Annotated in this window: 13 protein-coding genes; 10 read left to right on the top strand and 3 right to left on the bottom strand. The window is 31.9% G+C overall.

All coding sequences use genetic code 11. The features are described 5' to 3' along the window. Window positions 1–10: 10 nt before the first annotated feature. From KA830_RS08950 to KA830_RS08920, 7 genes are all read left to right on the top strand, one after another. Window positions 11–919: a phosphate acyltransferase gene (locus KA830_RS08950; protein WP_064208922.1), complete on the top strand. Its 909-nt coding sequence runs from the start codon at window positions 11–13 to the stop codon at window positions 917–919. Window positions 920–1412: 493 nt separating this feature from the next. Next, entirely contained in the window at window positions 1413–2834 is a 1422-nt protein-coding gene (lpdA, locus tag KA830_RS08945; protein WP_064208923.1) for a dihydrolipoyl dehydrogenase, read from the top strand. Window positions 2835–2850: 16 nt separating this feature from the next. After that, window positions 2851–3849 (top strand): thiamine pyrophosphate-dependent dehydrogenase E1 component subunit alpha, encoded by a 999-nt coding sequence (locus tag KA830_RS08940; protein WP_046208195.1) that lies wholly within the window; start codon window positions 2851–2853, stop codon window positions 3847–3849. Beyond that, window positions 3842–4825 (top strand): alpha-ketoacid dehydrogenase subunit beta, encoded by a 984-nt coding sequence (locus tag KA830_RS08935; RefSeq protein WP_046208196.1) that lies wholly within the window; start codon window positions 3842–3844, stop codon window positions 4823–4825. Before KA830_RS08940 ends, KA830_RS08935 begins: the two co-directional genes overlap by 8 nt. Before the next feature lie 12 nt (window positions 4826–4837). Continuing rightward, on the top strand, window positions 4838–6118 hold the full coding sequence (locus KA830_RS08930; RefSeq protein ID WP_046208197.1) for a dihydrolipoamide acetyltransferase family protein: 1281 nt from the start codon (window positions 4838–4840) through the stop codon (window positions 6116–6118). A 215-nt stretch (window positions 6119–6333) separates the two neighbouring features. Continuing rightward, window positions 6334–6771, top strand: coding sequence for a bacilliredoxin BrxB (brxB, locus tag KA830_RS08925; protein WP_046208198.1), 438 nt, complete (start codon window positions 6334–6336; stop codon window positions 6769–6771). A 12-nt stretch (window positions 6772–6783) separates the two neighbouring features. After that, a complete protein-coding gene (locus tag KA830_RS08920; protein WP_046208199.1) occupies window positions 6784–7779 on the top strand; it encodes an aromatic acid exporter family protein in 996 nt (331 codons plus the stop codon). Window positions 7780–7949: 170 nt separating this feature from the next. On the opposite strand, the gene prli42 is transcribed toward KA830_RS08920, so the two are convergent. Then, window positions 7950–8048 carry a stressosome-associated protein Prli42 gene (gene prli42, locus KA830_RS08915; protein WP_150822912.1) on the bottom strand — a complete coding sequence of 33 codons (99 nt, stop codon included), beginning with the start codon at window positions 8046–8048 and terminating at the stop codon, window positions 7950–7952. 201 nt (window positions 8049–8249) lie between these two features. On the opposite strand from prli42, the gene KA830_RS08910 reads away from it, so the two are divergent. The 3 genes from KA830_RS08910 to KA830_RS08900 all read left to right on the top strand — a co-directional run bounded on the left by KA830_RS08910 (window position 8250) and on the right by KA830_RS08900 (window position 13072). Further along, window positions 8250–9389 (top strand): M20/M25/M40 family metallo-hydrolase, encoded by a 1140-nt coding sequence (locus KA830_RS08910; protein WP_204180135.1) that lies wholly within the window; start codon window positions 8250–8252, stop codon window positions 9387–9389. Window positions 9390–9457: 68 nt separating this feature from the next. Continuing rightward, window positions 9458–10867: an NADP-dependent phosphogluconate dehydrogenase gene (gene gndA, locus KA830_RS08905; RefSeq protein WP_046208201.1), complete on the top strand. Its 1410-nt coding sequence runs from the start codon at window positions 9458–9460 to the stop codon at window positions 10865–10867. A gap of 555 nt (window positions 10868–11422) precedes the next feature. Beyond that, window positions 11423–13072: a glycoside hydrolase family 13 protein gene (locus tag KA830_RS08900; RefSeq protein WP_204180136.1), complete on the top strand. Its 1650-nt coding sequence runs from the start codon at window positions 11423–11425 to the stop codon at window positions 13070–13072. A gap of 118 nt (window positions 13073–13190) precedes the next feature. Here KA830_RS08900 and KA830_RS08895 read toward each other — a convergent pair whose 3' ends face one another. Both KA830_RS08895 and zwf read right to left on the bottom strand, forming a co-directional pair. Next, a complete protein-coding gene (locus tag KA830_RS08895; protein ID WP_204180137.1) occupies window positions 13191–14060 on the bottom strand; it encodes an AraC family transcriptional regulator in 870 nt (289 codons plus the stop codon). 288 nt (window positions 14061–14348) lie between these two features. Next, the gene (gene zwf / locus KA830_RS08890; RefSeq protein WP_046208204.1) at window positions 14349–15833 is read right to left on the bottom strand and encodes a glucose-6-phosphate dehydrogenase; all 1485 of its coding nucleotides are present in this window, start codon (window positions 15831–15833) and stop codon (window positions 14349–14351) included. Between the last annotated feature and the right edge of the window lie 6 nt (window positions 15834–15839).

Below are 15839 nucleotides of genomic sequence, written 5' to 3'. Positions count from 1 at the left end.
TGTTGATTTTATGCGATTCCAACATTTAGTTGAACCATGTGAAACAATGAATGGAAATGTAGCCGTTTTATATGCAAATGATGAAAAAATGATATCAGTACTAGTTAAGGCTTTAAAATTAACTAACATAGATATTTTTATTTATGATACCCAAGACACTACGGAAATCATTCGTTCTTTTGATTTAGAACCTCAAATCTTAAACAGGATTCATGTGCTAACATTTTCAAGTGATTATCAATTACTTAAGCAATGTGCAGACGATTTATCACAGGGTAAAGTAACTGTTTTAATGAAAGGAAAAATGAAAGCCACATCAATGATTTCTTTTATTTTAAGCAATAAAAATTTTATAGACCAATATGGATTTTTAAACCATGTCGCGTGTTTTAGTATACCTAATTACCATAAAACTTTAATGATTAGTGATGTAGCATATAATGTGGCACCATCAATAGAAGAAAAAAAGCAAATCATTAAAAATTTAACTACCCTTAGTAATACATTAGGTTACGATAAATTTAATATTGGATTATTATCTTCAGTCGAATATGCGTCTAAAAAGATACCATCATCTATTGATGCTGAAAAATTGAAAAATATTTTCAATCGAACTTCGGATGTATATGTAAAAGTAGATGGACCAATTCTATTTGATTATGCAATCAGTAAAAAAAGAGCGATTGAAAAAAATTACACATCAAATATTGCTGGTGATGTAGATGCACTTATCGTTTCAAATATAGATGTTGGGAGCGCTTTATTAAAATCTTTAACTCATTTTGGAAATGCTTCTGTTTCCAGTTTGTTACTCGGCGCAAAATTCCCAATTGTCTTCACGTCAAGGGCAGAAAGTAAGCAAAATAAGTTAAACTCCTTATTACTTGCTTTGAAAACACAAAATAAATTTAACCACTAAATAAATTTGAATTTTTACACTATTATTTAGGTTATTAATTTTATAATACTGAATTTTGATGTAAGATAGTAAAGGATATCAATTAATAGAAAATTTAATTGCTGTTGCACTTGTTTATGTAAAGTAAGTAACGATTTTCTATATAAGACTTATTGTAATAATAGTATCTATTCATATTTCATTATTTAAACATTTTACTGAAAGTATTCGTTTTTAAAAATTGGTGAAATGGAGTTATTTTAGTAAATTTCAAAAATTTGTATTGAAATCACTTTTAAAATTCAAAGGTGATTTTATTCGTATGTTTAAATTAATTAACATTAAACAATTCAGTTTGTTAAATACTTTAAACTTGCTATACAATTCTTTTATCAATGTTCTTTCAAATAAATATTAAACTGTAAACTATAGATTGAATTTTAAATACTATACGAATTTAATGTTTAAATATGATTTTTGACATAATACTAAGATTGCAGTTAGGAGCAAAAATATGGCAGATGAAAAATATGATCTAGTAATTTTAGGTGGAGGAACAGCTGGGTATGTATCAGCAATAAGAGCATCTCAATTAGGTAAAAAAGTTGCGCTTGTAGAAAAGTCACTTTTAGGAGGTACTTGCCTACATAAAGGATGTATACCAACAAAAGCGCTCTTAAAATCCGCTGAAGTATTAAGAACAGTTACAAATTCAAGTGAATTTGGTGTAGATATTGATGCATTTAAGTTAAATTTTTCAAGAATGCAAACGCGTAAAAATGAAGTAGTCCAACAAATGTTTAACGGTGTTGAACAACTTATGAAACATAATAAAATAGATGTGTTTAATGGTGTCGGACGAATATTAGGTCCATCTATTTTCTCACCTCAAAGTGGCACTATTTCAGTAGAATATGATGATGGTGAATCAGAATTAATTCCAAATAATAATGTATTAATTTGTACAGGATCATCTCCAATGCCCTTGCCTTTTTTATCTTTTGATGGCAACACTGTGTTATCTAGTGATGATATTTTGAAGTTAGATAAATTACCGCAAACACTTGCTATCATAGGAGGCGGAGTAATTGGTTTAGAATTTGCATCTTTAATGGTGGACTTAGGTGTAGAAGTTTCTGTTATCGAAGCAGGACCACGTATTTTGCCTACTGAAAGTAAATCAATAGCAAAAGCGTTGCAAAATGATTTAGAACAACGTGGCGTTAATTTTTATGTAGATGTCCAACTATCTGAAGAACATGTTTCTACTAAAGATAACAGTATTGAAATTCAAATCGAGGAAGAATTATTCGTTTTTGATAAATTATTAGTAGCCATAGGTCGTAAACCAAATACAACAGATATTGGATTAAACAACACAAAAATAAAACTGACGGATAAAGACCATATAGTCGTAAATGAATATCAACAAACAGAAGACAAACATATCTATGCTGCTGGAGATTGTATAGGTAAATTACAACTCGCACATGTTGGATCTAAAGAAGGCATAACAGCCATTGAGCATATGTTTGATGCTACACCAATCTCAGTAGACTATAATAAAATGCCAAAATGTGTCTATACACAACCAGAAGTTGCAAGTATTGGTCAAAATAAAGAATTAGCGAATGAGGAAGGATTCAAAACAAAAACATTTAAAGTTCCATTTAAGGCAATTGGAAAAGCAGTCATTGAAAATACAAAAAATTTGAATGGTTTTTGTGAAATTGTAATTGATCAAGAAAACGATAACGTCCTAGGTATAAATATGATTGGCCCCCACGTAACTGAGCTCATTAATGAATTATCATTATTTCAATTTATGAATGGTTCAACATTGGAATTAGGGTTAACTACACATGCACATCCGTCACTTTCAGAAGTGCTGATGGAATTAGGATTAAAAGTCGAAAATAGATCGATTCACGTTTAATTAAGGAGGATACAAAATGTTTGATTATAAATCAGTAGGTCTTGATACTTCTGAATTAAAATCTATGTATAAATGGATGGATTTAGGCCGAAAAATTGATGAGCGCATGTGGCTACTTAATCGTGCAGGTAAAATACCTTTTGTAATAAGCTGTCAGGGACAAGAAGCTACACAAATAGGTATGGCATTCGCAATGCAAGAAGGGGATATTTCATCACCTTATTATAGAGATCTTGCACTTGTTACATATTTAGGTATGACGCCACTTGATTCAATGTTAGCTGCTTTTGGTAAACGTGATGATATCAGTTCTGGCGGCAAACAAATGCCATCTCATTTTAGTAAAAAAGAAAAAGGAATTCTATCTCAAGGTTCACCAGTTGCTACACAAATATTACATGCAGTTGGTGCTGCACTAGCTTTAAAAATGGACAGTAAACAAAATATTGCAATAACTACTGTAGGTGAAGGAAGTTCTAACCAAGGAGATTTCCATGAAGGTTTAAACTTCGCTGGTGTACACAAATTACCTTTTATTTGCGTTATAGAAAATAATAAATATGCTATCTCTGTACCTGACTCATTGCAATATGGTGCTGAAAAATTATCTGATCGTGCTATTGGATATGGTATACATGGTGAACAAGTAGATGGCAATGATCCTATTGCAGTATATAAAGTTATGAAAGAGGCTCGTGAGCGTGCATTGAGTGGCGAAGGTTCAACTTTAATTGAAGCGATGTGTACACGTTTGACTGCGCATTCTTCTGATGATGATGATAAATATCGTTCACAAGAAGAACGTGAAGGATTAAAATCATTGGATTGTAATCAAAAATTCAAATCTTTCTTATTAGAAGAAGGAATTATTGATGAACAGTGGTTGGATGAAATAGAAAAAGAACATAAAGAAATTGTTAATCAAGCTACAAAAGAAGCTGAAAAAGCACCTTATCCATCACCAGAAGAAACTTACACACATGTCTACGAAGAAGGGAGCTTAAATAATGGCTAAATTATCTTATTTAGAAGCGATTCATCAAGGTCTAGACCAAGCAATGGAAAAAGACAATGATGTTTTTGTATTGGGTGAAGATGTAGGTAAAAAAGGTGGCGTCTTTGGTGTTACTCTAGGATTACAACAAAAATATGGGGAAGCACGTGTGTTAGACACGCCATTAGCTGAATCTAACATTGTGGGAACTGGTATAGGAGCAGCAATGATGGGTAAAAGACCAGTGGCAGAAATACAATTTGCAGAATACATTTTACCTGCTACCAACCAAATTATGAGTGAAGCTGCTAAGATGAGATATCGCTCAAATAATGATTGGCACTGTCCATTAACCATTCGTTCTCCATTTGGCGGTGGAATTCATGGCGCTTTATACCATTCTCAAAGTGTAGAATCTATTTTTGCATCAACACCTGGTCTAACAATAGTCATACCTTCTTCACCTTATGATGCAAAGGGGCTATTACTTGCTTCAATCGAATCTAATGACCCAGTCCTATACTTTGAACATAAAAAAGCATATCGTTTATTAAAAGAAGAAGTACCTGAGTCATATTATACGGTGCCAATTGGTAAAGCTGATGTAAAACGTGAAGGAGATGACATTACAGTATTTACCTATGGCTTATGTGTCAATTATTGTATACAAGCAGCTGATATGTTAATGGAAGAAGGCATCAATGTTGAAGTTGTAGATTTACGTACCGTGTATCCATTAGATAAAGATACAATTATTGAACGCGCGAAACAAACAGGTAAAATATTATTAGTTACTGAGGATAATTTAGAAGGAAGTATTATTTCTGAAGTAGCCGCTATTATTTCAGAAAACTGTTTATTTGACCTTGATGCACCGATTATGAGACTTGCCGGGCCAGATGTTCCATCAATGCCATTTGCACCGACGCTTGAAGATGAGTTTATGATAAATCCAGAAAAAATAAAAAACAAAATGCGTGAACTCGCAGAATTTTAAGGAGGCACAACCATGGAAATTAAAATGCCTAAACTCGGTGAAAGTGTACATGAAGGAACAATTGAACAATGGCTTGTTTCAGTAGGCGATAAAATAGAAGAATATGACCCACTTTGTGAAGTCATAACTGATAAAGTTACAGCAGAAGTGCCATCATCATTTGCAGGTACAATCCGTGAAATTATTGTGGAGGAAGGTACAACAGTTGAAGTAGGTGAAGTAATTTGTTACTTAGATACTGAAGAAGATGTATCAGATGAAAATACCGATAACGGTGCTACAAATGACCAACCTGAAGATGTAAAAGAAACATCACAAACTCAAGGGAGTAACTCAAATGTAAACAATAGCGAAAACGCTGCAGCTGATCAGCGCCCTCAAAATAATGGACGTTTTTCACCTGTAGTATTTAAACTAGCGTCTGAACATCAAATTGACCTTTCACAAGTTAAAGGAACTGGCTTTGAAGGAAGAGTAACTAAAAAGGACATAGAGAAAGCAATCAAAGAAGGTACCCATAAATTAGGTTCAGAAATCATCGCGCCTAAAGACTCACCTAAAGTCAATAAGCAAGTGCAATATAATGAACCCTCTCCGGGTTCAGCAATACCAGTAAATGGCGTTCGTAAGCAAATTGCTGAAAATATGGTCAACAGTGTTAATGAAATCCCACATGCTTGGATGATGGTAGAGGCAGATGCTACAAATCTAGTTAAAACAAGAAATTATCATAAAAATAGTTTTAAAGAAAATGAAGGTTATAACCTTACTTATTTTGCATTCTTTGTAAAAGCAGTAGCAGAAGGCTTAAAAGCATATCCTTTACTAAATAGCAGCTGGCAAAATTCTGAAATAGTAATGCATAAAGATGTTAATATTTCAATTGCAGTAGCTGATGAAGAGAAATTATATGTTCCAGTAATCAAAAATGCTGATGAAAAATCTTTAAAAGGCATTGCTAGAGAAATTAATGATTTAGCTCAAAAAGCACGTAATAAAAAATTAAGATCTGAAGATATGCAAGGTGGTACTTTTACAGTCAATAATACTGGTACATTTGGTTCAGTATCATCTATGGGAATTATCAATCACCCTGAAGCAGCAATACTTCAAATTGAATCTATTATCAAAAAACCTGTCGTTATTGATGATATGATTGCAATTAGACATATGGTTAATTTATGTATTTCTATCGACCATCGTATATTAGATGGCTTGCAAGCAGGTAGATTTATGAATTTCGTCAAAACGAGAATCGAGCAATATTCTATAGAAAACACAAGTATTTATTAGTTTTGTAATATCGGTAAATACTATTAAATGTGATAAATAGTAAGTTAGAAATCAAATTTCATTATTTTGATTTCTAACTTTTTTATTTTAAAAACTTTATTATTGAAGGTTCCATGATGAACGAACTTGTTGTCAGATTAAACACACATGTTGAACTATTGTCTATATATTAGTAAAATGAAATTAATAAATTGATAACGAAAGGTGATTTGAATATGGATTTAAATTTTGATTTATATATGAATGATGTAGTAAGCCAAGCAAGAAATGAAATCGAAGAAGCAGGTTATGAACAATTAACGACAGCTGATGAAGTTGATAAAGTCTTAAATCAAGAAGGCACATCACTAGTAATGGTTAACTCAGTTTGTGGTTGTGCCGGTGGTATTGCTAGACCAGCAGCTACGCATGCATTACATTATGATAAATTACCAGACAGACTTGTAACAGTGTTTGCTGGACAAGATAAAGAAGCAACTCAACAAGCAAGAGATTATTTTAAAGGATATGCACCATCAAGCCCATCATTTGCATTAATAAAAAATGGTGAAATCACACAAATGATAGAACGCCATCAAATCGAAGGCCACGATGTGATGGATGTTATTAATCAATTACAAAATTTATTTGATACTTATTGTGATGAAAGATAGAGGTTAACATCGATGATGCGATTAAATCCATATCGAATCGGATTTAGAACAATTAAAACTGCTGTAGGTATGGCACTAGGAATTATCATTGCTAAATTAATGGGGTTAGATAATTTTGCTTCTAGTGCCATTTTAGTGGTGCTTTGTATTAAACATACAAAAGTGCATTCACTACAAGCGATAATATCTAGATTTGTTTCTTGTATATTAATCCTTGTGATTGGCTCAATAGCTTTCAGTTATTTTGGTCAAAGCGCGATTATTTTAGGTGTGATCGTACTTTTATTTATACCGCTCACTGTTGTTTTTAAAGTACAAGAGGGAGTAGTTACAAGTTGTGTTATTTTGCTGCATGTATTTAATGCTAAAGTCATTGACATACACTTGTTTATCAATGAAATTTTATTGTTAATCGTTGGTCTTGGTATTGCATTTTTAATGAATTTAATCATGCCTAGTTTAGACTTTAAACTAAAACAATATAAAGAGGAAATAGAAAATCAATTCACAAAAATCTTTGAAACATTCAGTACTACTTGCAAAGCACCTAACCCTTCTTTAGATATGTCATTCAATCAATTACAACTTACGATACAAAAAGCAAAATCAATTGCATTTAGAGATGTTAAAAATCATTTTGTACGTAATGAAAATTCTTACTATCATTATTTTGATATGAGAGAAGCTCAGTTAGAATTATTAGAAAGAATGTCTAAAATGATACAAAACATTGAAACAAAAGACACGTTATTAGATAAAATCAGCAGTTTGTTTTTAGAGGTAGCTCAAAACGTAAATAGCAATGATTATACTGCCTTACGCTTGCATTCTCTTTATGAAATCAAATTAGAGTTAGATCAATTAGAGTTACCAAACTCACATGCTTCTTTCAGAACTAGAGCAAGCATTAAACAATTACTCAATGAATTAGAAGAATATTTAGAAGTTAAATCACAATTCGGATCCTTAAAATTACATAAAGATACAAAATCAACAATTTTTTCATAATATGCATAAATAATAATCACCTTGACCTAGGTAAAAGAAATGGCGCACTCACTTTCTTTTACCTAGGTCATTTTAATGTAAAAAAGCACAAAAAATGTACCATAAAGCAATATAATTTACATCGCTAAATGATACATGACACAATTTTAATTAATATTTATTTTCATTTTTTAATTTGTTAAAGGAACTATACTCGTCAAGATTAATGCAAGTACGACTGCTATCAACATAACTACAATTATAAATCTAAGCACTTTATTGTTATTCAAACTTAATTCCTCCAAAATATATCAAATGCGTTTTAAAAAGCAATATTGTACTGTGACTCATCCACAATATTTCAAGTCACTACTATTTTATCAATGTATATTATAACATAACTAAACGAATACGTATAAACATATTTGTTTTGCTAAGCTTTAAACTTATGTAAACTAAAATAAATTGCGATTATAGAAAAGGGGATTTATATGATAAATAAACAACGTCTATTAGAGACATTTTTAGAACTCGTTCAAATTGATTCTGAAAGTGGCAATGAACAGGATATCCAATACCATCTTAAAAAAATAATGGAACAGCAAAATATAGATATCTATGAAGATAAAGCCAGTATTGAAAATGATACTTTAGGTGCGAATAATTTAATTTGCACCTTAAAGGCAACGCCCAATTATGAACATCTTGAAAAAATATATTTCACAAGTCATATGGATACAGTTGTACCAGGTCAAAAAATCACACCAACTGTAAAAGATGATGGGTACATATACTCAGATGGAACTACGATTTTAGGTGCAGATGATAAGGCTGGCTTAGCAGCTATTATAGAATTTATCCATGTTATTAATGAACAACATTTGCCTCATGGTCAAATTCAATTTATTTTGACTGTTGGTGAAGAAATTGGCTTAGAGGGGGCGAAAGCAATAGATAAAACTTTACTAGATGCGAGTTATGGTTTTGCAATTGATGCAAGTGTTCCAGTTGGCACAACAGTAGTTGGTGCGCCAACTCAAATGAAACTGAATGCGACTATATTTGGAAAAACAGCGCACGCCAGCACACCTAACTATGGTATAAGCGCAATCAATGTAGCTGCAAAGGCAATTAGTGAAATGAACTTAGGTCGAATAGATGACTATACCACTGCAAATATTGGTCGTTTTGAAGGTGGTTCTGCTACCAATATTGTGGCAGAAAAAGTAACATTAAATGCAGAAGCACGTTCACATTCAGAAGAAAGTATCGTCAGACAAGTCAATCATATGAAATCTATTTTTGAAGCAACAGCAAAAAGGTATCATTGTCATGCCGAAGTAGAAATCATCAAAAGTTATCCAGGATTTAAAATTTCTGATGATGCAGCGGTAACTTCTATAGCAAAATCTAGCGCTTTAGCTTTAGGTTTAGAAGCAAATACTGTCATTGCTGGTGGTGGATCAGATGGTAATATAATAAATCAACTTGGAATACCTACAGTCATTTTAGGTGTAGGTTATGAAAACATTCACACTACAGAAGAAAGAATTTCAATTGAATCTTTAAATCAGTTAGCTAGTCAACTTTTAAGTATTAACGACGTGCTTATTAAACAATCTATAAACTGATTAAGTGAATATAAAGATACCTTTGTGATACAATATACTAGAAAACTTTAATAAGAGAGGTTAGTTAAATGACACAACAAATAGGTGTAGTAGGTTTAGCCGTAATGGGTAAAAACCTTGCTTGGAATATTGAATCACGTGGATACAGCGTATCAGTTTTTAACCGTTCTTCAGAAAAAACAGATGAAATGGTAAAAGAATCTGAAGGAAAAAACATACATCCAACATATTCAATGGAAGAATTTGTAAATTCCTTAGAAAAACCCCGTAAAATACTACTAATGGTAAAAGCAGGAACAGCTACAGATGCAACAATTGATACGCTTTTACCATTATTAGACGATGATGACATTTTAATTGATGGTGGAAATACTAATTATCAAGATACAATTAGACGAAACAAAGCACTCGCTGAAAGTGGTGTTAACTTCATTGGTATGGGTGTATCTGGTGGTGAAGTTGGTGCATTAACAGGACCTTCACTTATGCCTGGTGGACAAGAAGCAGCTTTTAATAAAGTGAGTCATATATTAGAAGCTATATCAGCAAAAGCAAAAGACGGCGCACCATGTGTAGCCTATATCGGACCAAATGGTGCCGGACATTACGTTAAAATGGTCCATAATGGTATAGAATATGCTGACATGCAGTTAATTGCAGAAAGTTATGCAATGATGAAAGACTTACTAGGTATGTCACATGAAGATATCGCTCAAACATTTAAGGATTGGAATGCTGGGGAATTATCAAGTTATTTAATAGAAATAACTGGTGATATTTTCAATAAATTAGATGATGAAACAAATGGACCATTAGTTGAACAAATACTAGATACAGCCGGCCAAAAAGGTACTGGTAAATGGACATCTATCAATGCTTTAGAACTAGGAATACCTTTAACAATAATCACTGAATCTGTATTTGCTCGTTTTATTTCTTCAATTAAAGAAGAACGTGTAAATGCTTCTAAACAATTAAATGGACCTAGTGCTAAATTTGAGGGTGATAAAGAAGCATTCCTTGAAAAAATCCGCAAAGCACTTTATATGAGTAAAATCTGTTCTTACGCGCAAGGTTTTGCTCAAATGAGAAAAGCTAGTGAAGACCATGCATGGAATCTTCAATTAGGTGAGCTTGCTATGATCTGGCGTGAAGGTTGTATAATCCGTGCGCAATTCTTACAAAAAATTAAAGAAGCGTATGATAATGATAGTGAATTACAAAACTTACTATTAGATCCTTATTTCAAAGACATCGTTACAAATTATCAAGATGCTTTACGTGACGTTGTAGCAACAGGCGTACAAAATGGCGTACCAACACCTGGTTTTTCTGCAAGTATTAACTATTATGACAGTTATCGTTCAGAAAATTTACCAGCTAACTTAATCCAAGCACAACGCGATTATTTTGGTGCACACACATATGAGCGTAAAGACCGTTCTGGTATTTTCCATACACAGTGGATTGATGAATAATTTAGATGTTTTATAACATTCATGTTCTGATATAATTATCTCAGATGGAACTGAAAAATTACCAAAAACATAAGTAATTCTAGCTAAAGAGTGTTAATTGTCATTAAAATTAACGATGGATTGGCCTCAAATAGTGAAGTTCATAATTATAATATAAACACTTTCGCTAAATTCATAATATAAAATGAATTTATACGGAAGTGTTTTTTTCTATAAATAAAATTACTTATTCAATCGAATTTAAAAATAAAGTTATTGTTTAGCTGATTTTTAAAAATGAAATCTATATGTATAAACTAAATATCTTTTTTATATCATACCTGTTTCATTTGGAAGCGATTACGCTAAACTTTTGACTTTTATACATACATTAATTAACCTATTAATATATGTAATTAATTCTTTTATATTTAATATTGTATTAACCTATAACAATGAAATATTCGCTACTGCTTGTCATGCAAATATTTTATGACAATACAACTCATAGGTAACACTTCAAATATTAATAATGAACGGATTTAACAAATTCAATACCTTTGAAGGGGGATTTATATGAACAGGGAATGGTGGAAAGAAGCAATCGCTTACCAGGTTTATCCAAGAAGCTTTAATGATACAAATAACGATGGTATCGGAGATTTAAAAGGTGTGATAGAAAAATTAGATTACTTAGATGATTTAGGCATCGATGTTATTTGGCTTAGCCCAATGTATAAATCTCCAAATGATGATAATGGTTATGACATTAGCGACTATAAAGATATTATGGATGAGTTTGGTACTATGGAAGATTTTGATCAATTACTATATGAAGTACATCAAAGAGATATGAAATTAATATTAGATTTAGTCGTAAACCATACGTCAGATGAACATCAGTGGTTTATAGAATCAAAATCAAGTAAAGATAATCCTAAACGTGACTGGTATATCTGGAGAGATCCGAAACCAGATGGTTCAGAGCCAAATAATTGGGAAAGTATATTTAATGGATCTACATGGGAATTTGATGAACATACAGGTCAATATTATTTTCATTTATTCAGTAAAAAACAACCAGATTTAAACTGGGAAAATAAAGAAGTAAGAAATGCTATTTTTGAAATGATGAATTGGTGGTTTAATAAAGGTATAGATGGTTTTAGAGTAGATGCAATAACACATATTAAAAAAACATTTGAAGCTGGTGACTTAAAACTACCAGAAGGAAAAGATTATGCGCCAGCATTTGAAGTGGATATGAATCAACCTGGCATACAAACTTGGTTACAAGAAATGAAAGATAAATCTTTAAATCATTATGATATTATGACTGTAGGGGAAGCAAACGGCGTCAGTCCAGATAATGCTGAACCATGGGTAGGTGAGTCAACTGGTAAGTTCAATATGATTTTTCAATTCGAACATTTAAGTTTATGGAATTCAGGTGATGTTAAATTTGATGTCAACGCCTATAAAAATGTGTTAAATGAATGGCAAAAAAAACTTGAAAATGTTGGTTGGAATGCATTATTTATTGAAAATCATGATCAGCCAAGACGTGTATCAACTTGGGGAGATGATTCGCATTATTGGTTTGAATCTGCTACAAGTCATGCAGTCGTTTATTTTTTACAAAAAGGTACACCCTTTATCTATCAAGGGCAAGAAATTGGTATGACCAATTATCCATTTGATGATATTAAAACTTTTAATGATGTTGCAGTAGTCAATGAATACCAAATTGTCAAACAGCAGGGTGGCGACGTATCCAAACTTTTAGATAAACATAAAAAAGAAAATAGAGATAATTCACGAACGCCTATGCAATGGAATAGTTCTAACTTTGCAGGATTTTCAGACGTAACGCCTTGGTTCCCTGTAAATCCAAACTATAAAACGATTAATGTTGCACAACAACAACAAGACCCAAATTCAATATTAAATTTCTATAAAGCTTTAATAAAATTAAAAAAATCTCAAGATATTTTTACATATGGAACGTTTAATCTGGTTGATTCAGAAAATAGTCAAGTATTTGCATATACACGAGAATTAGATGGTCAAAGTGTACTAATTGTTGGTAATTTAACAAATCAAGAAGCTAAATTATACTTTGATATGAACGTGATAGAAGAAAATATCTTACTACACAACTATAAAAACAATACTATTGATTTTGAAAATATCCAACCATACGAAGCATTTGTAATTAAATTATAAAACATCTTCGATTTACCACATTAAATAGTATTACAAACGCAAAAATAGCGAGTAAGCAACTCAATTAATAATAAGTTTGCTTACTCGCTTTTTGTTATTTAAGCATTTTTGTGTATTGTTATTCAAGTATGTCATATTGCTCTTGATCAACAGGCATCCATAATTGAACTTTAGTGAATGGATCATCGAATGAAATATCAAATGGATAAACTTCAACGTACAAACTATTATGTTCATAGGGTAATGTCATTTGCAGGCTAGTCTCAATATAATACCAAGCTTCATTGACGACATAATCCATCTCACCTTGCAAATTAAATTTAGCATATTGTCTTTCAGGTAAGTAACGACTTTCAAGATGAGCAGGGTATCTTTCACTTGGCACGCCAACAAAAATTTCCATACCATAATCAAGTGGACAATTAACCACAAATAACTCATGTGGACTCGTATCATTATATCGTTGTAATTCCTTAACTTTATTGTCAATTAATAAATCTTCTAAAAAATCAGGCACTTTAAATGGGTTGTCAATCTCGTCTGAATTCAAAAATTTAGCATAACCCACTAAAGATAAGCCTTGTGTATCTTCTAAACGATACGTATAAGGCGCACGTTCTGTAGTAGTAAGTTTAATATAAAGTCGTGGTTGCATTTTTAAATCGTCTCGTTTTGTATTGACTTGAATAGGAGAAACACCATGAAAATCACTAAAATCATTAGCAAAATCATTAGCATCTTTATAGCTATACTTTTTTGCAACATCTACCAAGCGAGCTGAACCACTTAAAATGTCTTGAGCAGCTAAAGTCAATCTTCTTGACCTTGCATATTCTGTTGGCGATTGACCTACAATCATTTTAAATGATTGATCAATATGAAATGGTGAAAGACCAACGTAATCACTAAGTGCTTGCAAATGTAAAGGTTCTAGCAAATGATCTTCAATATATACAATTGCCTGTTGGATTTGCTTGATAACGTCCAAAACTTTCACTCCTAAATTATAACTAAATACAATTAAATATGTACCTCGCTACTTTTCTATACACTATGTTATGAATCATTGTTGATTAGTTCTATTTTACATCATTTTTATATGACTTACATCTCAAAAATATTAAATAGGGTAAAATGTAAACAATCTAAAATTGTATATTCATAGTTTAATCAATAGTCTAAATCATAACACAAATAGGGTATAATAAAAAAGCAACAACACAAGCATAAATAGAAACTTGTATCATTGCCTTATTTTTAATTAGTTACATGTTAACTAATGAATATCGTCCCACCAGTGGAAACCATCTCTACTTAATAGTAAATCACTTGCTAATGGACCATTTGTTCCAGCTGTATAATTAGGGAATTCAGGTTCATTTTGGTTCCATTCTTCTTGAATTGCATCAACGAATTTCCAAGTTGATTTTAATTCTTCCCAATGTGTAAAGTTAGTTGCATCTCCATTTAAACAGTCAAATAATAAATTTTCATAAGCATCAACCGTATTCATTTTATCTTGCGCGCTCATTGCGTACGATAGTTGTACTGGCTCAGTTTCAATGCCTTGTACATTCTTTTTAGCATTTAAGTGTAAGGAGACACCCTCATTTGGTTGTATGTTAATAACTAGGAGGTTGGAATCTAATTTTTTATCTGTTTTATAGTATAGGTTCATTGGAACTTCTTTGAATTCGACAACTACTTGGATCGTTTTACTTTTCATTCGTTTACCAGTTCTTATATAGAACGGTACACCAGCCCATCTAAAATTATCAATCGTTAGTTTACCTGAAACAAAAGTTGGTGTGGTAGAATTTTCTGCTACACGATCTTCATCTCTATAACGTTTTACTTGCTGACCTTCAATGACACCTTCATCATATTGACCACGAACAAAATTTTGCCGAACTTCTTCTGGTTCTAATTTACGTAAAGATTTTAAAGCTTTAACTTTTTCTGCTCTGATATCTTCACTATTTAAACTAATAGGTGCTTCCATTGCGAGTAAGGCAACCATTTGTAACATATGGTTTTGAACCATATCTTTTAATGCGCCGCTAGATTCGTAGTAGCCACCTCTGTCTTCAACACCAAGCACTTCCGATGAAGTAACTTGAATGTTAGAAATGTATTTGTTATTCCACAATGGTTCGAACATTGCGTTGGCAAAACGTAATACCTCAATATTTTGAACCATATCTTTGCCTAGATAATGATCGATACGGTATATTTCTTCTTCTTTAAATGAACGACGTAATTGTTCATTTAATTTTTCAGCAGATTCTAAATCTGAGCCGAATGGTTTTTCAATTACTAGGCGTTTAAAACCTGTTGTATCTGTTAATCCAGAAGATTTTAAATAGTCAGATATAACACCAAAGAAATTTGGAGCCATAGCTAAATAAAAGAGTCTATTACCTTGCAATTGGAAATCATGATCTAATTTATTACTGAATTCTAATAGTGATTGATAACTCGCTTCATCACTTACATCGTGTTTATGATAAAATACGTGTTCCATAAATTTATCTAAGTGTTTAGTATCTTTAACGTGTTCTTGAATTGACGACTTCACTTGACTACGGAAATCATCGTTTGTTAAATCTCTTCTACCAATTCCAACGATTGCAATGTGCTCATTCAAATTTTCTTGTTGGTATAAATGGAATAATGATGGAAATAATTTTCTGTGACTAAGATCACCAGTTGCTCCAAAAATAGTAATTAAGCATGGGATATCTTTATTTCTAGTATTCAAGATCAA

It is taken from the genome of Staphylococcus sp. GDY8P119P (assembly GCF_017892075.1).
Classification (GTDB): domain Bacteria; phylum Bacillota; class Bacilli; order Staphylococcales; family Staphylococcaceae; genus Staphylococcus; species Staphylococcus ureilyticus.
This window is presented reverse-complemented; position numbering and strand designations above follow the sequence as displayed.

Excerpts from the sequence above, each read along its gene's own strand:
- brxB (WP_046208198.1), top strand. The coding sequence starts at position 6,334 with ATGGATTTAAATTTTGATTTATATATGAATGATGTAGTAAGCCAAGCA.
- KA830_RS08950 (WP_064208922.1), top strand. The coding sequence starts at position 11 with ATGCGATTCCAACATTTAGTTGAACCATGTGAAACAATGAATGGAAAT.
- KA830_RS08940 (WP_046208195.1), top strand. The coding sequence starts at position 2,851 with ATGTTTGATTATAAATCAGTAGGTCTTGATACTTCTGAATTAAAATCT.
- lpdA (WP_064208923.1), top strand. The coding sequence starts at position 1,413 with ATGGCAGATGAAAAATATGATCTAGTAATTTTAGGTGGAGGAACAGCT.
- KA830_RS08910 (WP_204180135.1), top strand. The coding sequence starts at position 8,250 with ATGATAAATAAACAACGTCTATTAGAGACATTTTTAGAACTCGTTCAA.
- KA830_RS08930 (WP_046208197.1), top strand. The coding sequence starts at position 4,838 with ATGGAAATTAAAATGCCTAAACTCGGTGAAAGTGTACATGAAGGAACA.
- gndA (WP_046208201.1), top strand. The coding sequence starts at position 9,458 with ATGACACAACAAATAGGTGTAGTAGGTTTAGCCGTAATGGGTAAAAAC.
- KA830_RS08900 (WP_204180136.1), top strand. The coding sequence starts at position 11,423 with ATGAACAGGGAATGGTGGAAAGAAGCAATCGCTTACCAGGTTTATCCA.
- KA830_RS08935 (WP_046208196.1), top strand. The coding sequence starts at position 3,842 with ATGGCTAAATTATCTTATTTAGAAGCGATTCATCAAGGTCTAGACCAA.
- KA830_RS08920 (WP_046208199.1), top strand. The coding sequence starts at position 6,784 with ATGATGCGATTAAATCCATATCGAATCGGATTTAGAACAATTAAAACT.